Below are 18,854 nucleotides of genomic sequence, written 5' to 3' on the forward strand. Positions count from 1 at the left end.
CGCTGAAAAGTAATGAAGGGACGGCGCAGCTCAACGCTGGCCCGGCAACATCGCCCAGGACGCCAGCAGCGCCTCGAGCAACAGCACCCGATTGAGGTTGGCCTTGCCCAGGACCTTCTGGCGCTGGGCCAGAATCCAGTCCTGGATCTCCAGGACCTTGCCCTGGCTGCTCTTCTGCGCCAGGTACTGAACCACCTTGCGCATATCGCTCAAGCCTAACCCCTCCTCGTCCTGGGTCAACTGATAACGCAGGACCAGGTTGGACCAGTCACAGAACCAGTCAAACAGTTGCAACAAAGGAATGGCATTCCAGGCTTCGGCCAGCTGGCTGGGCGATTGCTGCTGCTTGAGCAGCTTCTTCACCCCATCGACCACCAGCGCGCGCTGCTCGCGCACACCCTGGGCCTGCAGGCTGACCGCCGCCAACGGCGAACCGGCCGCCAGGCTGAGCAGTTCCAGGCGCTCCTGCTCGTCGCAGTCGGGCAAGGCCTGCTCGAGCCAGGCCAGGCTTTGCTGCCGACTCGGCAGCGGGCAGGCCTGCTGCTGGCAGCGGCTCTTGATGGTCGCCAGCAAGCGGCTGGGCTGATGGCTGACCAAGAGCAACACGGTATTGCCCGAGGGCTCTTCGAGGCTTTTGAGCAAGGCGTTGGCGGCGTTGACGTTCATCGCCTCGACCGGCTCGATCAACACCACCTTGCGCCCACCCAACTGCGCTGTCTGCACCACGAAGGACACCAGGTCGCGAACCTGATCGACCTTGATCGGCTTGTCGGCCTCTTCCGGCTCCAGCACGTAGTTGTCCGGATGGCTACCTGCTGCGAGCAACAGGCACGACTTGCATTGCCCGCAAGCCTGCAGCCCTTCTGGACGCTGGCACAGCAACAGGGCCATCAGGCGTTCGGCCAGGGCGCGCTTGCCGATGCCCTGCGGGCCGTGCAGCAGGTAGGCATGGGCATGCTGGGTACGCCCGGCCAGTTGCTGCCACAAGGCCTGCTGCCAAGGGAAGGCCTCAGCCACGGCAACGCTCCAGGATCTGCGGCAGCAAGGCGTCCAGAGACTGCTGTACCTGTGCCAGCGGCAGCGCGGCATCGATCAGCCGGTATTGCTGCGGCGCAGCCTGGGCGCGGGCCAGGTAGGCCTGACGTACCGCTTCGAAGAAGGCCTGGCCTTCCTGCTCGAAACGGTCCAGGCGGCCGCGGGCGGCTGCGCGGGACAGGCCGATTTCCACCGGCAGGTCGAACACCAGGGTCAGGTCCGGACGCAAATCGCCCTGGACGAAATTCTCCAGGGTGGCGATGCGCGCCAACGACAGGCCGCGGCCACCGCCCTGGTAGGCGTAAGTGGCATCAGTAAAACGGTCACACAGCACCACCGCGCCGCGGGCCAGGGCCGGGCGAATCACTTCGGCCAGGTGCTGGGCACGGGCGGCAAACACCAGCAACAATTCGGTGTCGGCATCCATTTTCTCGTCACTGGGCGCCAGCAGCAGTTCGCGAATCCGCTCGGCCAGCGGTGTACCGCCGGGCTCGCGGGTCAGCACGACATCCAGGCCCGCGGCGCGCAGGTGCTCGGCGAGGTACTCGCGATTGGTGCTCTTGCCCGCGCCTTCGGGACCTTCCAGGGTGATAAACAAGCCGCTCACAGGCAGTCCTTACAGTTGATCATTGCGGGGAGGTTTCTTCGCTGGCCGGCGCCGGTTGCTCAGGCGCAGGCACAGGGCTGACTTCCGGCGTTTGCGGAGTCTGCGGTGCAACCTCGGGTTCAGGTTCGGTGACAGGTGCCGGGCTCGAACGGTAGTCGGCGCGGCGCTTGATCTGATATTCGCGGACCGCCGAATTGTGCGCATCGAGATCATCGGAGAACACATGGCTGCCATCGCCACGGGCGACGAAGTACAAGCTGCTGCCCGGCGTCGGGTTCAGCGCGGCATGAATGGCTTCGCGACCGACCATGGCGATCGGCGTCGGCGGCAGGCCGGCATTGGTGTAGGTGTTATACGGAGTCGGTTCGCGCAGGTCGGCGCGGGTGATCTTGCCGTTGTAGCGCTCGCCCATGCCGTAGATCACCGTCGGGTCAGTTTGCAGCAGCATGCCGATGCGCATGCGCCGCACGAACACCCCGGCAATCTGCCCGCGTTCCTGAGGCACGCCGGTCTCTTTCTCGACCAGCGAGGCCATGATCAGCGCCTGGTACGGGTCGCGATACGGCACGTCGCTGGAGCGTTCCGCCCATTCCTTGGCCAGCACCTCTTCCAGGCGCGCATAGGCTTGCTGAAGGAACTCGACGTCGGTCATGCCCCGCACGAAGCGGTAGGTATCAGGAAAGAAGCGGCCTTCCGGGAACACGCCCGGGTGGCCGAGCTTGTCCATGACCTCGGCGTCGCTCAGGCCGTCGAGGGTCTTCTTGATCTTCTCGTGCTTGGCCAGCGCCGCGCGCACCTGGCGGAAATTCCAGCCTTCTACCAGGGTCAGGGTGTACTGCACCACATCACCGCGGCGCCAGACCTCGAACAGATCGCGCACACTCATGCCCGGGGTCATGCGGTATTCGCCGGTGTGCAGCGGCACGCCAGCCATGTTGAAGCGCCAGTACAGGCGCAGCCAGAAGGCATCTTCCAGCACACCGTCGCTCTCCATGCGGTAGAACATACGATTGGGGGTGGTACCGGTGGGCACGTCGAGCAACCGCTCCTGAGACACGTGCAGGGGCTGCTCCAGCGCCGAATTCACCTTCCAGGCCGAATACCCCAACATCAGGCCGGCCAGGATCAACCCGGTCTCCAGCAGCACCAAGAATTTACGTCTCACAAATCAGGCATCCAGTAGCGTACGGGCAATGGCCTGCAGTTTACGGGTGAGCGGCCCCGGCGGCCAGTTCAGCGATGTAAAAGCCTGTACCGGCCAGATGCCGTAGACGCTGTTGCAGACGAAGACTTCGTCGGCCTGCTGCAGGTCCCGCAGGCTCAGGTCGGTTATTCGCAGGGGGACTCCAACTGCCCTGGCGTGATCGAGCAAGGCTGCGCGCATCACCCCGGCCACACCGCAGCGGCTCAGATCGGCGGTCAGCAGCTGGCCGTCACGCACCAGGAACAGGTTGCTATACACCCCTTCGATAATGCGCCCGGAAACATCGCGCATCAAACCTTCAGCGTACGTGGCGTCCTGCCATTCGGCGCGAGCCAATACTTGCTCGAGGCGATTGAGGTGCTTCAAACCCGCCAGCAGCGGTTGCTCGGCCAGGCGCGTCTGGCAGTCGAACAAGCGAACACCCTGCTCGGCATGCTGCGTGGGATAACCGGGCAAGGGGTTGCCCTGGAGAATACGCCGTGGCGCCACGCCAGCGGCCGGCGCATAGCCGCGCTGACTGTCGCCACGGGTAACAATAAGCTTGAGCACACCGTCACCCAGCAGGCTGGCATAACGGCATATCTCGTCGCGAATCAGGCCGTGATCAGCGCAAATCGCCAGATGCTGGCAACCCAGCGCCAGGCGATCGAGGTGATACTCGAGCAGTGACGGCCGACCGGCCCGCACGGCAATGGTCTCGAACAGACCATCGCCGTAGGCCAGCCCCCGGCTCTGCACCGTCAGTGCATCTGCCGGCTGGCCGTCGACCCAGCTGTGCATCAGCCGGCGAACCGGCGGAACACCAGCGAGCCGTTGGTACCGCCAAACCCGAAGGAGTTGGACAGCACCACCTCGATCGGCATGTTGCGTGCCTGGTGCGGCACGAAATCGAGGTCGCAGCCTTCGCTCGGCTCATCCAGGTTGATGGTCGGCGGCGCCACCTGGCTGTTGATCGACAGCACGCTGAAGATCGCCTCGACTGCACCGGCAGCGCCGAGCAGGTGACCGGTCATCGACTTGGTCGAGCTGACCGCCAGCGTGTAGGCGTGCTCGCCGAACACCGACTTGATCGCCGACGCTTCAGCCAGGTCGCCGGCTGGCGTCGAGGTACCGTGGGCGTTGATGTAATCAACGTCGCTGGCATTCAGGCCGGCATCGCGCAGGGCGTTGGCCATGCAGCGCGCAGCCCCGCTGCCGTCTTCTGGCGGCGAGGTCATGTGGTAGGCGTCACCGCTCATGCCGAAACCAACCAGCTCGGCATAGATGGTTGCGCCGCGCGCCTTGGCGTGCTCGAGCTCTTCGAGCACCAGCGCACCGGCACCGTCGGCGAGCACGAAACCGTCACGCCCCTTGTCCCACGGACGGCTGGCACGGGTCGGGTCGTCATTGCGGGTCGACAGCGCCCGCGACGCACCGAAACCGCCCATGCCCAGACCACAGGCGGCCATCTCCGCACCGCCGGCAATCATCACGTCGGCTTCACCGAAGGCGATGTTGCGCGCGGCCATGCCGATACAGTGGGTACCCGTGGTGCACGCAGTGGAAATAGCGTAGTTAGGCCCCTGTACCCCCAAGTGGATCGACAGGAAACCGGAAATCATGTTGATGATCGAACCCGGTACGAAGAATGGCGAAATACGCCGCGGGCCCTGGTCATGCAAGGTCCGGCTGGTTTCTTCGATATTGGTCAGGCCACCGATACCCGAGCCCATGGCCACGCCAATGCGCTCGCGGTTGGCATCGGTTACTTCCAGGCCGGCATTACGCACCGCCTGAAAACCGGCAGCCAGGCCGTACTGAATGAACAGATCGAGCTTGCGGGCTTCCTTGACCGACAGGTACTGCTCGACTTCAAAGCCCTTTACCGAGCCGCCAAAACGGGTGGAGTAGGCAGACAGGTCAGTATGCTCGATCAGACCTATGCCACTGCGGCCAGCCAGAATGCCCTGCCAACTGCTCGGCACATCCGTACCCAGTGGCGACAGCATACCCATACCGGTGACCACGACGCGTCTACGCGACACAGCACTCTCCTTATTCAATTGACTACATCTCTTGTAAAGAAAAAACCGCACGCCGGCAAAGGCAGTGCGGTTTTTCCATGACAAGAAGCGACGACTACAACGTCTTAAGCCTGGTGGCTGTTGACGTAGTCGATAGCAGCTTGAACAGTAGTGATCTTCTCGGCTTCTTCGTCAGGGATTTCGGTCTCGAATTCCTCTTCCAGAGCCATCACCAGCTCAACAGTGTCAAGGGAATCGGCACCCAGATCTTCGACGAAGGAAGATTCGTTCTTCACTTCTTCTTCTTTAACGCCCAGTTGCTCGGCGACGATTTTCTTGACGCGTTCTTCGATGGTGCTCATACCTTGTTTTCACTCCTAATGGACATATGTCAGGCAGCTGGCCGGTGTGTAAGTGTATAGAAAGACGTCTGCTTTTCAAGCGCAACACGCCTTGCAAGACCACACCTGCCAACCGACTAGAATCTGGTTGCAGCTTTATAACGGATTTTAGACAGCTCGTATGACATTTTTTTGAAGCAATCCGTCACATCCGATTTTACATGTACATGCCGCCGTTGACCGGGATGGTCGCGCCGGTCACATAGCCTGCACCTTCAGAGGCCAGGAAAGCTACCACATTGGCAATTTCCTGAGCCTGGCCCAGACGCCCCAGGGGGATCTGGATCTGCAGCGCTTCACGCTGAGCTTCAGGCAGCTCGCGGGTCATGTCGGTGTCGATGAAGCCCGGGGTCACCGAGTTGACGGTGATCGCACGGGAGCCGACTTCACGCGCCAGGGCGCGGCTGAAACCTTCCAGACCGGCCTTGGCGGCGGCGTAGTTGACCTGGCCGACGTTACCCATGGCACCGACCACCGAGCCGATGCTGATGATACGACCCCAGCGTGCCTTGGTCATGCCGCGCAGCACGCCCTTGGACAGACGGTAGAGGCTGTTCAGGTTGGTGTCGATGACGTCGAACCACTCGTCGTCCTTCATGCGCAGCATGAGGTTGTCACGAGTGATACCGGCGTTGTTGACCAGAATGGTCGGCGCACCGAACTGTTCCTGGATCTTGGCCAGGGTAGCGGTGACCGACTCGTCGCTGGTCACGTTCAGCTCAAGGCCGGTACCGGTGATGCCGTGTTCCTTGAGGGTCGCGGCGATACGCTCGGCGCCCGAAGCGGAGGTGGCGGTACCGATCACGGTAGCGCCCAGACGGCCCAGTTCCAGGGCGATAGCCTGGCCGATACCACGGCTGGCGCCGGTAACCAGGGCAACTTTACCTTGCAGGCTCATGCAAGCTTCTCCTAAATCAGGCCTGCGCCGCGAGCGTCGCGGCGAAAGCATCCGGGGTATTGAGGTTAGAGGTGTTGACGCCGTCGGCGCAGCGCTTGTTCAGGCCGGCCAGAACCTTGCCCGGGCCGCACTCGACCAGGTTTACCGCGCCTTTGGCAGCCAGGGTCTGCACGCACTCGACCCAGCGGACCGGCTTGTACAGCTGCTCCAGCAGGTCGCGCTTGAGGGTATCGAGATCAGCCGCAACGGCAGCGCTGACGTTCTGCACCACCGGGATCTGCGGGGCCTGCCAGTCGATGGCATTGACCGATTCGGCAAAGCGCTCGGCAGCCGGGCGCATCAGCTCGCAGTGCGACGGCACGCTGACCGGCAGTGGCAGTGCGCGCTTGGCGCCAGCAGCCTTACAGGCTTCCATGGCACGCTCAACGGCGGCCTTGGCACCGGCGATGACTACCTGACCTGGCGAGTTGAAGTTCACCGCACTGACCACTTCGCCCTGGGCAGCTTCTGCGCAGATACCCACGACGACAGCATCGTCCAGGCCGAGAATCGCCGCCATGGCGCCCTGCCCGGCCGGCACGGCCTCCTGCATGAGTTCGCCGCGACGCTTGACCAGCCTCACAGCGTCACCCAGGCTCAGGCTGCCAGCGGCGACCAGGGCGCTGTATTCGCCCAGGCTGTGACCGGAAACGAACGCCGGACGCGCACCGCCCTCTGCCAGCCACAAGCGCCACAAGGCGATCGAGGCAGTGAGAATGGCCGGCTGGGTTTTGTCGGTTTGGTTGAGTTGCTCTTCCGGACCGGCCTGGGTCAACGCCCAGAGGTCATAGCCCAGAGCCTCGGAGGCCTCACGGAAGGTATCAATGACCAGCGGATACTGGGCACCCAACTCGGCAAGCATGCCGAGGGACTGCGAACCTTGACCGGGAAAGACGAATGCGAGGGATGCAGACATTGAACAAGCCCCTAGTGATCTTGTCGTCGGAAATAAAGCGCCCAGCACCAGGCTGAGCACAAGAAACTGAAGAGTTGGATGGTAACGAGGACCAAGCGGTCACATTTAACCACTTCCTGAGGCATATACCTAAAGCAACAGGTCTTCCAAGCGGCCGTGCAAGCGTTGCGGCAGGTTCTCCTGGATCTCGATCAGCGCGCGCTGGATGGCGCTCTGAAAGCCCTGTACACCGGCAGAGCCATGACTTTTGATGACGATGCCCTGCAGGCCAAGGAAGCTTGCGCCATTATGTCGCGCCGGCGCCAGGTCAGCCTGTAGGCGGCGCAGCAGCGGCATGGCCACGGCACCGGCCAGGCGCGCACCGAACCCGCCCTTGAACAGGGCCTCGATGCGCGAACCGATCATGGTCGCCAGGCCTTCACTGGACTTGAGCAGGATATTGCCGACAAAGCCGTCGCACACCACCACATCCGCTTCGCCACGGTACAACCCGTCACCTTCGACAAAGCCGATGTAGTTCAGCCCACGGGCGTTCTGCAGCAAGTTCGCGGCAAGCTTGACCTGCTGGTTGCCCTTGATGTCTTCGGTACCGACGTTGAGCAAGGCCACACGCGGCCGGGAAATCCCCAGGGCCTGGGCGGCCACCGAGCCCATCACGGCGAACTGGTAGAGGTTTTCCGCGCTGCAGTCGACATTGGCGCCCAGGTCGAGCAACTGGCAATAACCGGTCTGGGTGGGAATGGCGGCAACCATGGCCGGGCGGTCGATGCCGGGCAGGGTTTTCAATACATAGCGCGACAGCGCCATCAGCGCACCGGTGTTGCCGGCACTCACGCAGGCTTGAACCTTGCCATCACGCAATAGTTCCAGGGCCACGCGCATGGACGAATCGGGCTTGCCGCGCAACGCCTGGGACGGCCGCTCATCCATGCCGATCACCTCGCTGGCGGCCACGATCTGCAGGCGCGCGCGATCCGCTGCCGACTGGCCAGCGACTAGATCTTCAAGGAGGGAGGGTTGACCGACGAGGGTCAGGTGCAGCGAGGGGGTAGCCGACAGGCAAGCAATACTTGCCTGAACAATGCTGCGGGGACCGAAGTCCCCGCCCATTGCGTCAATCGCGATGATCTGAGCGGACAAGGATTACTCGTCAGCGCCCTTGTCGATCACTTTACGACCACGGTATACGCCTTCTGGCGATACGTGGTGACGCAGGTGCACTTCACCAGTGGTTTTCTCTACGGACAGAGCGTTTTCCGAGAGGGCGTCGTGCGAACGGCGCATGTCACGGGCAGAGCGGGATTTTTTGTTCTGCTGAACAGCCATAATTGATTAACTCCTAAACGTTTGGGTCACGCTTTAACTGCGCCAATACACTGAACGGGTTGGACCGTGTTACCTCGTCCTTGCTCGGTTCGGGCTCATCGGCGCCCGCCGGCTGCTGGCATTCTTCCGGATGATGAGCAGGCACGATAGGCAAGGCGAGCAGAAGCTCTTCCTCGACCAAGGCCTGCAGATCCAAAGGATCTTCGCCCAGTTCCAGCACGTCATAACCTTTCGGCAACGACTGGGTATTCGCACCCTCCTTCACCACGGCGTAAGTACATTCGCTGTGGATCGGCAGGGTGACCAGCTCAAGACAACGCTGGCAAACCATCTTGACCTCGACGCTCAGGTCGGTGTGGATAACCACAGCCTTCTGCTCGTCGCGCTCAAAATCGAATTTAGCCTGCACCGTACCGACAGTGTCGGAAAGCGGGTCGCAGAGTCTCTCCAAATCGGCGAGCTGCAGTGTTCCTTCGAGGGAAACACCACGATCGGCCAATTTGCGCGGGTCAACGTGAGGTGGAATCGGGTCATTCAACATAGGCGCAGCATTCTAGGGATGACCCCCGCCCCTGTCAAAGGAAATTCGGCTCCGTTCAGCATGTTAGAATCGTTTCACCTGCCCAGGAGTCTATCATGCTGCCTTTATTACTGGCTTCCAGCTCACCTTACCGGCGCGAACTGCTCGAGCGCCTGCGCCTGCCTTTCAGCTGCGCCGCCCCGGATATCGACGAACAGCGCCTGCCCGAGGAACCCGCCCTTGACCTGGTCAAGCGCCTGGCCCGGGAAAAAGCCCTGGCCCTGGCCGACAGCCATCCCGGGCACCTGATCATCGGCTCCGACCAGGTGGCAGTGCTGGGCGAGCAGATCCTCGGCAAACCACACACCTTCGAGCGCGCCTGCGAGCAGCTGCTGGCCGCCAGCGGCAATCATGTGAGCTTTCTCACCGGCCTGGCGCTGCTCAACAGCACTACCGGCCACTGCCAGGTCGACTGCGTGCCCTTCACGGTAAACATGCGCGAGCTGGACCTGAAGCGCATCGAACGCTACCTGCGCGCCGAACAGCCCTACGACTGCGCCGGCAGCTTCAAGGCCGAAGGCCTGGGCGTGAGCCTGTTCCAGAGCACCCACGGGGTGGATGCCACCAGCCTGATCGGCCTGCCGCTGATTCGCCTGGTGGATATGCTGCTGGCTGAAGGCGTGAGCTTGCCCTGATACCGCGAGCACAAAAAAGCCGGCCTCCAAGGGCCGGCTTTTCATCAGGCAATACAATCAGCGCAGCGATGGCCCCTGAAAGCCCATCCACATGGCCAGGCGCTCGGCAACACTGGCACCCAGGCGCTTGGAGAAGCGATCGAACGGCGACTCTTCGACAGTGAAGTCGACCAGCTCCTTCTCCCCTACCACTTCACGCGCCACGTAACCGGCACTGCCCAGACCATCCACCAGCCCCAGGGCCAGCGCCTGCTCACCCGACCAGATCAGGCCACTGAACAGCTCAGGATGCTCCTTGTCCTTGAGGCGCTCGCCGCGACCCTGCTTGACACTGGCGATGAACTGCTTGTGCGTGGTTTCCAGCACGCCCTGCCAGAACGCCGTCTCTTCAGGCTTTTGCGGCTGGAACGGATCAAGGAAGGCCTTGTGCTCGCCAGCGGTGTAGGTACGACGCTCGACACCGAGCTTCTCCATGGTGCCGACAAAGCCGTAGCCGGCCGCCGTCACACCGATGGAGCCAACCAGGCTGGCCTTGTCGGCATAGATCTGATCAGCGGCACTGGCAATGTAGTAGGCACCGGAAGCGCCCAGGTCACTGATTACCGCATACAGCTTGATGGCTGGGTGCTCTGCGCGCAGGCGGCGAATTTCGTCGTAGATGTACCCTGACTGCACCGGGCTGCCACCCGGACTATTGATGCGCAGGACCACCGCCTTGGTTTTCGGATCCTTGAACGCCTCGCGCAAGCCACCGACGACGTTGTCAGCGCTGGCGGGCTCCTGATCGGCAATCAAGCCGCGCACTTCGACCAGCGCGGTGTGGCTGACGCTGCGCGAGGCCGCTTTGTCCATGTCCATCAAAGGCGTGAACAAGGCAAGGATGCCGAACAGGTACACAAAGCCCATCAGCTTGAAGAAAATCCCCCAGCGCCGCGCCCGACGCTGCTCCTGAACACCAGCCAGGAGGGTTTTCTCCAGCAGCTTCCAGCTCTTGCGCTCTTCGTTGTCTTCGGCGCTGGGCGCCTTCCACTCGTCAGTCATGCTCACCTACCCTGGAATCTGCTGCCACAGGCGATTGGCTAAGCCAGGCCTGCAACTGAGAAAAATGATCAATACACAGCTGCGGCCCAAAGGCACTCAAGGCCTCCAGCGACATGGCGCCGTAACCAACCGCTACCGAATGCATGCCAGCATTGCTGGCCATCAACAGGTCGAATGATGAATCTCCAACCATCAACGCTCGCTGCGGTTCGACCTGGCAATGAGCAAGGATCTCCTCGAGCATCTGCGGGTGCGGTTTGCCGCGACTCTCGTCGGCCGCCCGGGTGATGTCGAAGTAGCCCTCCCAGCCATTGGCGCGCAGCACACGATCGAGACCGCGACGCGCCTTGCCGGTGGCCACCGCCAGGCGATAGCCCTCGGCACGGAACGCCTCCAGCGACTCCACCACACCTTCGAACAGCGGCGAAGGCTGGTCATCCAGGGCCATGTACACGTCAGCATAGTGCTGGCGGAACTGCGCCACCTGCCCCGCATCGAGCTGCGGATACAACACACTGATGGCTTCTGGCAACGCCAGGCCAATTATACCCTTGACCGCCTCATCATCGCAGGCGGCATAGCCCGCGCGACCGGCGGCCAGGTGCATGGCCTCGACGATGCGACCGATGGAGTCGGCCAGGGTGCCGTCCCAGTCGAAGATCAGCAGATCGTAATCACGCTGCACTCAGGCGCTCCACGGTCTTGGCCCACATTTCATCCACCGGCGCCTCAAGCTTGAGCTCGCCGCCATCGGGCAACGGCACGGTCAGGGCGTAGGCATGCAGGAACAGGCGCTTGCCACCAAGGTCGCGAATCTCGCGGGTGAAATCTTCATCGCCATACTTGCTGTCGCCGGCAATGCAATGCCCGGCATGCAGGGCATGCACGCGAATCTGGTGGGTACGCCCGGTGATCGGCCGCGCCTCGACGATCGTGGCGAACTCGCCGAAACGGCGCAGCACACGGAAGATCGTCAGCGCCTCCTTGCCCTCGTCATTGACCTCGACCATGCGCTCGCCGGAGCGCAGGTTGCTCTTGAGCAACGGCGCATTGACCTGCTTCTTGGCGGTGGCCCAGTGACCGCGAACCAGCGCCATGTAGCGCTTGTCGACGCCATCGCCACGCAGGGCGGCGTGCAGGTGACGCAACATGCTGCGCTTCTTGGCAATCATCAACAGGCCAGAGGTATCGCGATCGAGGCGGTGGACCAGCTCCAGCTCCTTGGCGTCGGGACGCATCTGACGAAAGGCTTCGATCACACCGAAATTCAGGCCACTACCACCGTGCACGGCAATACCGGCCGGTTTGTTGAGCACAATCAGAGCCTTGTCTTCGTAGACAATCGCCGCTTCAAGGCGCTGAAGCAAACCCTGGGCCACCGGCACCGGTTCGTCACGTTCGGGTAGACGAACGGGCGGCACGCGCACGATGTCACCGGCCTGCAACTTGTACTCGGGCTTGATCCGGCCCTTGTTCACACGCACTTCGCCTTTGCGCAAAATGCGGTAAATCAAGGTCTTGGGAACACCCTTGAGTGCAGTGATGAGGAAATTATCGATTCGTTGGCCGGCAAGTTCCGGCGCGACCTCGATCAGCTGGACGCCGGAGGTCGGAGGGGCATTAGTCGTCATTTGCCAATCATAACAATTTTTTATGGATTTGAAGCACTTAATGATTGCTGCTATAGTCGCGAACGCCGCCAAAAGCGGCTGGCCAGCGGACTCACGGCTTACAGCCGGCCCTGACCGACGCAATTCTCGAGGACGCGAGGCCGTCCGACGGGGCTTTCGCCAGTTTACAGAAATGCCTGGAATCGCCACCAGCGCCGTGCAGAGAAGACCGATAAAAAACTACAAGAGCGGTATTTCACCCTCCCCCACGTTTTTTTCGCTGCCACTCTGTCAGTGCCGTCAATTTCACGCAGTCATGGCGACGGCTTCGGAAATACCAGCCTTGGACATAAAAGGCGCGGGCTCCCGTATGGAGCTGGCGAAAATGCAACCCGTTGCGGATTCAGCGCGCGGCAGCACCCGAATTATCAGGGATACGTGTAGGGTGGAGATGCACAACCGTCGGACCGTGTAGTACTGCGTCCAGTCCACCGGCCTATTGGCCAGGCGACCGGACCCGGTCTTGATCAAGATGCCCCACGGGCGTCCACGGCCGAAGGCTGATTCCTCCTCCTGACTGAGTGCATTTGACACCACAGCAAGCAGGACGCGTCGTCGCGACTTCGGCAGTACTGGGTGACCAGTCGGACTCGAAAGTTGCTGGACACGGGGGTGGCCCGCCACTCCTTGCGCACCTGACACAGACCGTGAGAAGTCGTGTGTGCCGAACGCCGTTTCCGGCAGCCCGGAAACCGACGGTATTACATGAAAAGAATGCTGATTAACGCGACTCAACCCGAAGAGTTGCGTGTAGCTCTGGTGGACGGCCAACGTCTCTACGACCTGGACATCGAGTCCGGCGCGCGTGAGCAGAAGAAGGCCAACATCTACAAAGGCCGGATCACCCGGATCGAACCCAGCCTGGAAGCCGCTTTCGTCGACTTCGGCTCCGAGCGTCACGGCTTTCTGCCGCTGAAGGAAATCTCCCGCGAATACTTCAAGAAGTCGCCCGAAGGCCGGGTGAACATCAAGGAAGTGCTCAGCGAAGGCCAGGAAGTCATCGTCCAGGTCGAGAAAGAAGAGCGCGGCAACAAGGGCGCGGCCCTGACCACCTTCATCAGCCTGGCCGGTCGCTACCTGGTACTGATGCCGAACAACCCGCGTGCCGGTGGCATCTCCCGCCGCATCGAAGGCGAAGAGCGCAACGAACTGCGCGAAGCCCTCAACGGCCTGGTCGCCCCTGCCGACATGGGCCTGATCGTGCGCACTGCCGGCCTTGGCCGCAGCAGCGAAGAAATGCAATGGGACCTCGACTACCTGCTGCAGCTGTGGACCGCGATCAAGGAAGCGTCCCAGGACCGCGCCGCGCCATTCCTGATCTACCAGGAAAGCAACGTCATCATCCGCGCGATCCGCGACTACCTGCGCCAGGACATCGGCGAAGTACTGATCGACAGCATCGACGCCCAGGAAGAAGCCCTGACCTTCATTCGCCAGGTGATGCCGCAGTACGCCAGCAAGATCAAGCTGTACGAAGACAGCGTGCCGCTGTTCAACCGCTTCCAGATCGAAAGCCAGATCGAGACCGCCTTCCAGCGCGTCGTCGACCTGCCGTCCGGCGGCTCGATCGTCATCGACCCGACTGAAGCCCTGGTCTCCATCGACATCAACTCGGCGCGCGCCACCAAAGGCAGCGACATCGAGGAAACCGCCCTGCAGACCAACCTGGAAGCGGCTGAGGAAATCGCCCGCCAGCTGCGCCTGCGCGACATCGGCGGCCTGATCGTGATCGACTTCATCGACATGACCCCAGCCAAGAACCAGCGCGCCGTGGAAGAAAAAGTCCGCGAATGCCTGGAAGCCGACCGTGCCCGCGTACAGGTTGGCCGCATCTCGCGCTTCGGCCTGCTGGAAATGTCCCGTCAGCGCCTGCGCCCTTCGCTCGGCGAAAGCAGCGGCATCGTCTGCCCACGCTGCAGCGGTACCGGCATCATCCGTGACGTCGAATCGCTGTCGCTGGCAATCCTGCGCCTGATCGAAGAAGAAGCCCTGAAAGACCGCACCGCCGAAGTCCGCGCCCAAGTGCCGATTCCGGTTGCCGCCTTCCTGCTCAACGAAAAACGCAATTCGATCACCAAGATCGAGCTGCGCACCCGGGCCCGTATCGTCATCCTGCCGAACGATCACCTGGAAACCCCGCATTTCGAAGTCCAGCGCCTGCGCGACGACAGCCCGGAAGCCCTGAGCGGCCAGTCCAGCTACGAAATCGCTGCCGCCGAGACCGAAGAAGTCCAACCGGCTGCCGCCACCCGCACCCTGGTACGCCAGGAAGCCGCGGTCAAGACTGCCCCGGCGCGCGCCAACGCCCCGGTGCCGACCGAAGCTGCCGCGCCAGTGGCTGCCCCGGTGCACGCACCTGAACCAAGCCTGTTCAAAGGCCTGGTGAAGTCGCTGGTCAGCCTGTTCGCCGGCAAGGACGAACCTGCCGCCGCCGCCCCTGCAGTTGCCGAGAAACCTGCCAGCGAACGCCCGCAGCGCAACGAAGAGCGTCGCAACGGTCGTCAGCAGAGCCGCAACCGCAACGGCCGCCGCGACGAAGAGCGCAAGCCGCGTGAAGAGCGTGCCGAGCGCGCCCCGCGTGAGGAGCGTCAGCCACGCGAAGCTCGCGAAGAAGCCCCTGCCCGTGAAGAGCGCGCACCACGCCAGCCGCGTGAAGAGCGCCAACCACGCGCACCACGTGAAGAACGCCGCTCCCGCGAGGAGCGTCCGGTCCGCGAACTGCGCGAGCCACTGGACGCCGTCGCCCCGGCCGTACGCGAAGAGCGCCCCGAGCGCGCCCCGCGTGAAGAGCGTCAGCCTCGTGAAGAACGTGCACCACGCGAAGAACGCGCCCCACGTGAAGAGCGCGCCCCGCGCGAAGAACGTGCTCCGCGTGAAGAGCGCGCACCACGTGAAGAGCGTCAACCGCGTCCGCCGCGTGAAGAGCGTCAGCCTCGCCCAGCCGAACAGGCTGCAGAAGCGGCTGATGAACAACTGCCGAACGAAGAGCTGCTGCAAGATGACAACCAGGAAGGCACCGAAGGCGAACGCCCTCGCCGCCGCTCCCGTGGCCAGCGTCGTCGCAGCAACCGTCGCGAGCGTCAACGCGATGCCAACGGCAACCTGGTAGAAGGCTCGGAAGAAGGCAGCGAAGAGCAGCCTCAAGCCACCGAGCTGGGCGCTGAACTGGCCGCCGGCCTGGCCGTGACCGCCGCTGTTGCCACCAGCAACATCAGCGCCGCTGCCGAAGCCGAAGCCAACCAGCAGGCCGAACGCGCCACTGCTGCTGTCGAAGAGCAGGCCGTTGTTGAAGTCGCTGCCAGCGAAACCGTCGCTGTCGAAGCTGCCCAGCCAGTGGTTGAAGTCACTGAAGTCGCCGAAGTGGTTGAAACCGTCCAGGCTGCTGAAGTCGCTGCCGCACCGGTTGTCGAACAACCGTTCACTGCCCCGGTCGAAGCGCCGCAGGCCATCGAAGCCAGCATCGCTCCAGTGGTCGAAGCATCCGTGCCTGCACCAGTTGAAGCGGTCGAGCCGGTTGCTGCAGTCGAGCCAGAGCCTGCAGTGCAGGCACCGGTTGTGGCTGAACCGGTAGTCGTTGCCGAAGCAGTCGAAGCGCCTGCGCCCGTTGTCGAGCCAGCACCGGTCGAAGCGCCGGCACCTGCTGTTGAAGCACCGGCCAGCGCCCTGACCAGCAGTGGTCGCGCCCCGAACGATCCACGTGAAGTACGCCGTCGCAAGCGTGAAGCCGAAGCTGCCGCAGCCGCCGCTGCAGCGGCCGCCGCCGAAGCCAGCGCTGCCGTGGTCGCTGAAGAGGCGCCTGCTGCACCGGCTGAAGAAGTGGTCGAGGAGAAACTGGAAACCACAGAAGAGCACAAACCGCTCGTCTGATTATCCAGGCTGAAAAAAAGCCCCGCCAGGTAACTGGCGGGGCTTTTTTATTGCCTGCAGGAAAGCGGATCACCTGTGGCAGCCGGCTTTGCCGGCAATAGGGCCAGCACAGCCTACGACCCCTTCGGGCTCGATCGCTGGCAACGCCAGCTTCCACAAGGACAGCACAAATCAGTACAGATTCGGCTCCATTTCCAGCTCGACCCCGAAACGCTCAAGGATGTCGGCCTGGATTTTCTGCGCCAGTTGATGCAACTGCACACCGCTAGCCTGGCCATAGTTGACCAACACCAGCGACTGCAAGCGGTGCACCCCGGCATCGCCTTCGCGATGCCCCTTCCAGCCAGCCTGCTCGATCAACCAGCCCGCAGCCAGTTTGAACTGACCATCAGCCTGTGGATAAGCCACCAGCCCCGGGTACTGCAAGCGGATCTTTTCGGCCAGCACCGCAGCCACCACCGGGTTCTTGAAGAAGCTCCCGGCATTGCCCAGTTCGAGCGGGTCGGGCAGCTTCTCGCGGCGAATGCTGCAGATCGCATCGCTGACATTCTGCGCAGTCGGCTGACTGACGCCCTGCTCGCTCAGGCGCTGCCGCACCGGACCGTACTCCAGGTGCGCGTGCATAACCCGACTCAAGGCAAAGCGCACCCGCAGAATCAACCAGCGGCCCGGATGACGCTTGAACAGGCTGTCACGGTAGGCAAAGGCGCATTCTTCCAGGCTGAAATCGCGCAACTCGCCAGTCTCGCGATCCAGCGCGGTGAGCCCGGCGAACACATCCTTGATCTCGACGCCATAGGCACCAATGTTCTGCATCGGCGCGGCGCCGACCGTGCCCGGGATCAGGCTGAGGTTTTCCAGCCCGGCCAGGCCCTGGGCCAGGCTCCACTGCACGAACGGATGCCAGGGCTCACCGGCTTCGGCCTCGACCACTACCCGCTCACCGTCGTCAGACAGGATGCGCAGGCCACGACTGGCCATGCGCATAACCAACGCCTGGATATCGCCAGTCAGCAGCAGGTTGCTGCCACCGCCGACCACCAGCACCGGTACGCCCTGCTCACTCGCCCGGGCCAAGGCCTGGCGCACCTCATCGTCGCTATGGACTTCAGTGAAATAGCGGGCCTTCACGTCAATGCCGAAGGTGTTGTACGGCTTGAGCGATACGTGTTGCTGCCACTGCCCGCTCATAGACGGCCCTTGAGTTCGATGACCAATCGGCGACAGGCGACTTCGATCAGGTCCAGGACCTGCTCGAAATCCTCTTCGGCGCCGTAGTAAGGATCCGGCACCTCATCCAGCGCACCGTCATAGCGACGCAGGAACAAGTCCAGCTCGGCTTTTGACCCGGCAGGCTGCATTGCCCGCAGATGGCCAAGATTGCTCTTGTCCATGGCCAGGATCAGGTCGCATTCATTGAAGTGCGCGGCCTTGACCTGTTGCGCACGCTGCTGCGACAAGTCATAGCCACGTATGCGGGCGGTACGACAGGTACGGGTATCGGGTTGCTTGCCGACATGCCAGTCACCGGTACCGGCCGAAGCCACCTCGATCAATTCGCCCAGGCCCTCAGCCTGTAACTGGTGACGCAACACGCCTTCGGCGGTGGGTGAACGGCAGATATTGCCCAGGCACACGAACAGTACCCGCATCAGGCCTCCAGCAAGCGCCGCACGCGCTCCAGGTCTTCAGGGGTGTCGACGCCCACGGGCGGCGCATCGATGGCATCGGCGACGTGAATACGCACGCCATGCCAGAGCGCGCGCAACTGCTCCAGCGCTTCGGTCCTCTCCAGCCAGCACGGGCCCCAGGCGACGAAATCCTGCAGGAAGCCAGCGCGGTAGGCGTACATGCCGATGTGACGGCGGTACGGCACGTCTTGCGGCATTTGCTCACGACTGTGGGCAAAGGCATCACGCGCCCACGGCAACGGGGCACGGCTGAAGGTCAGGGCCAGACCGTTGCAATCGCTGACCACCTTGACCGCATTGGGGTTGAACAGCGCTTCGATGTCGCTGATCGGTTCGGCCAGAGTGGCGATGCCCGCTTCAGGATGGGCCGCCAGGTTGGCCGCCACCTGATCAATGATCACCGGCGGGATCAGCGGCTCGTCGCCCTGAACATTGACCACGATGGCATCGGCGGCCAGGCCCAGCTTGGCAGCCACTTCGGCCAGGCGGTCGGTACCGGAGTCATGGTCTTCGCGGGTCATCAGCACTTCGGCGCCGAAGGCCTCACAGGCTTTGAAAATACCCGCGTCATCGGTAGCGATCACCACGCGGCTGGCGCTGCTTTTGCACGCCTGTTCCCAGACATGCTGGATCATCGGCTTGCCGGCAATCGTCAGCAACGGCTTGCCCGGCAAGCGGGTCGACCGGAGCCGCGCCGGAATCACAACGGTAAAGGCCAGGCTCATTTGTCCAGACGCTCGTCATCGGTCAGGGTGCGCGCTTCGCTTTCAAGCATTACCGGGATGCCATCGCGGATCGGGTAGGCAAGACCGGCGCCCTTGCTGATCAGCTCGGTCTTGTCGGCGCTGAGCTTGAGTGGGCCTTTGGTGATCGGGCAGGCAAGAATATCGAGCAGTTTGGTGTCCATGGAAATTCCTCGGGCCAATGGCCGGAAAAGAAAC

Annotated in this window: 20 protein-coding genes; 2 read left to right on the plus strand and 18 right to left on the minus strand. The window is 62.7% G+C overall.

The features are described from left to right. Positions 1-30: 30 nt before the first annotated feature. The 11 genes from KHO53_RS02640 to KHO53_RS02690 form a co-directional block, all read right to left on the minus strand. A complete protein-coding gene (locus tag KHO53_RS02640) occupies positions 31-1,017 on the minus strand; it encodes a DNA polymerase III subunit delta' (protein ID WP_010223231.1) in 987 nt (328 codons plus the stop codon). Beyond that, positions 1,010-1,642 carry a dTMP kinase gene (tmk, locus tag KHO53_RS02645; RefSeq protein WP_213569947.1) on the minus strand — a complete coding sequence of 211 codons (633 nt, stop codon included), beginning with the start codon at positions 1,640-1,642 and terminating at the stop codon, positions 1,010-1,012. The genes KHO53_RS02640 and tmk overlap by 8 nt, the downstream gene beginning before the upstream one ends. A gap of 19 nt (positions 1,643-1,661) precedes the next feature. Next, positions 1,662-2,807, minus strand: a complete 1,146-nt coding sequence (mltG, locus tag KHO53_RS02650) for an endolytic transglycosylase MltG (RefSeq protein ID WP_213569949.1) — start codon at positions 2,805-2,807, stop codon at positions 1,662-1,664. 3 nt (positions 2,808-2,810) lie between these two features. Beyond that, a complete protein-coding gene (pabC, locus tag KHO53_RS02655) occupies positions 2,811-3,626 on the minus strand; it encodes an aminodeoxychorismate lyase (protein ID WP_213569950.1) in 816 nt (271 codons plus the stop codon). Beyond that, the gene (gene fabF, locus KHO53_RS02660) at positions 3,626-4,870 is read right to left on the minus strand and encodes a beta-ketoacyl-ACP synthase II (protein WP_036996485.1); all 1,245 of its coding nucleotides are present in this window, start codon (positions 4,868-4,870) and stop codon (positions 3,626-3,628) included. Before fabF ends, pabC begins: the two co-directional genes overlap by 1 nt. A gap of 104 nt (positions 4,871-4,974) precedes the next feature. Further along, positions 4,975-5,211 (minus strand): acyl carrier protein, encoded by a 237-nt coding sequence (acpP, locus tag KHO53_RS02665; protein WP_010223225.1) that lies wholly within the window; start codon positions 5,209-5,211, stop codon positions 4,975-4,977. Positions 5,212-5,407: 196 nt separating this feature from the next. Next, positions 5,408-6,148 (minus strand): 3-oxoacyl-ACP reductase FabG, encoded by a 741-nt coding sequence (gene fabG / locus KHO53_RS02670; RefSeq protein WP_010223224.1) that lies wholly within the window; start codon positions 6,146-6,148, stop codon positions 5,408-5,410. A 16-nt stretch (positions 6,149-6,164) separates the two neighbouring features. Beyond that, entirely contained in the window at positions 6,165-7,103 is a 939-nt protein-coding gene (gene fabD, locus KHO53_RS02675; protein ID WP_026001331.1) for an ACP S-malonyltransferase, read from the minus strand. Between the two features lie 129 nt (positions 7,104-7,232). Beyond that, positions 7,233-8,243, minus strand: a complete 1,011-nt coding sequence (gene plsX, locus KHO53_RS02680) for a phosphate acyltransferase PlsX (protein WP_081492797.1) — start codon at positions 8,241-8,243, stop codon at positions 7,233-7,235. Positions 8,244-8,246: 3 nt separating this feature from the next. After that, positions 8,247-8,429, minus strand: a complete 183-nt coding sequence (gene rpmF, locus KHO53_RS02685; RefSeq protein WP_010223221.1) for a 50S ribosomal protein L32 — start codon at positions 8,427-8,429, stop codon at positions 8,247-8,249. Positions 8,430-8,442: 13 nt separating this feature from the next. Continuing rightward, the gene (locus KHO53_RS02690) at positions 8,443-8,970 is read right to left on the minus strand and encodes a YceD family protein (RefSeq protein ID WP_010223220.1); all 528 of its coding nucleotides are present in this window, start codon (positions 8,968-8,970) and stop codon (positions 8,443-8,445) included. Between the two features lie 95 nt (positions 8,971-9,065). Between KHO53_RS02690 and KHO53_RS02695 the strand changes: the two genes are divergently transcribed. Next, a complete protein-coding gene (locus tag KHO53_RS02695; RefSeq protein WP_036996486.1) occupies positions 9,066-9,644 on the plus strand; it encodes a Maf family protein in 579 nt (192 codons plus the stop codon). A 57-nt stretch (positions 9,645-9,701) separates the two neighbouring features. Here the strand turns inward: KHO53_RS02695 and KHO53_RS02700 are convergent, their stop codons facing one another. The 3 genes from KHO53_RS02700 to rluC are packed head-to-tail and all read right to left on the minus strand — an operon-like array spanning position 9,702 to position 12,316. Continuing rightward, positions 9,702-10,685 carry a S49 family peptidase gene (locus KHO53_RS02700; RefSeq protein ID WP_100782049.1) on the minus strand — a complete coding sequence of 328 codons (984 nt, stop codon included), beginning with the start codon at positions 10,683-10,685 and terminating at the stop codon, positions 9,702-9,704. Then, a complete protein-coding gene (locus KHO53_RS02705; protein ID WP_010223217.1) occupies positions 10,678-11,370 on the minus strand; it encodes an HAD family hydrolase in 693 nt (230 codons plus the stop codon). The genes KHO53_RS02700 and KHO53_RS02705 overlap by 8 nt, the downstream gene beginning before the upstream one ends. Further along, positions 11,360-12,316: a 23S rRNA pseudouridine(955/2504/2580) synthase RluC gene (gene rluC / locus KHO53_RS02710; protein WP_010223216.1), complete on the minus strand. Its 957-nt coding sequence runs from the start codon at positions 12,314-12,316 to the stop codon at positions 11,360-11,362. Before rluC ends, KHO53_RS02705 begins: the two co-directional genes overlap by 11 nt. A gap of 744 nt (positions 12,317-13,060) precedes the next feature. Here rluC and rne point away from each other — a divergent pair. Then, positions 13,061-16,222 carry a ribonuclease E gene (gene rne, locus KHO53_RS02715; protein WP_081492796.1) on the plus strand — a complete coding sequence of 1,054 codons (3,162 nt, stop codon included), beginning with the start codon at positions 13,061-13,063 and terminating at the stop codon, positions 16,220-16,222. Between the two features lie 171 nt (positions 16,223-16,393). Here rne and murB read toward each other — a convergent pair whose 3' ends face one another. From murB to KHO53_RS02735, 4 genes are read right to left on the minus strand one after another with little or no spacing between them, the layout of a single operon-like run. Then, a complete protein-coding gene (gene murB, locus KHO53_RS02720) occupies positions 16,394-17,413 on the minus strand; it encodes a UDP-N-acetylmuramate dehydrogenase (protein ID WP_010223214.1) in 1,020 nt (339 codons plus the stop codon). Continuing rightward, positions 17,410-17,874, minus strand: coding sequence for a low molecular weight protein-tyrosine-phosphatase (locus KHO53_RS02725; protein WP_010223213.1), 465 nt, complete (start codon positions 17,872-17,874; stop codon positions 17,410-17,412). The genes murB and KHO53_RS02725 overlap by 4 nt, the downstream gene beginning before the upstream one ends. Beyond that, complete coding sequence (kdsB, locus tag KHO53_RS02730) at positions 17,874-18,638, minus strand: 3-deoxy-manno-octulosonate cytidylyltransferase (RefSeq protein ID WP_036996492.1); 765 nt, start codon at positions 18,636-18,638, stop codon at positions 17,874-17,876. Before kdsB ends, KHO53_RS02725 begins: the two co-directional genes overlap by 1 nt. Continuing rightward, positions 18,635-18,820, minus strand: a complete 186-nt coding sequence (locus KHO53_RS02735; RefSeq protein ID WP_003247142.1) for a Trm112 family protein — start codon at positions 18,818-18,820, stop codon at positions 18,635-18,637. Before KHO53_RS02735 ends, kdsB begins: the two co-directional genes overlap by 4 nt. Positions 18,821-18,854: the final 34 nt, after the last annotated feature.

This window comes from Pseudomonas sp. RC2C2, from assembly GCF_018390435.1.
In the GTDB taxonomy this organism is placed as follows: domain Bacteria; phylum Pseudomonadota; class Gammaproteobacteria; order Pseudomonadales; family Pseudomonadaceae; genus Aquipseudomonas; species Aquipseudomonas donghuensis.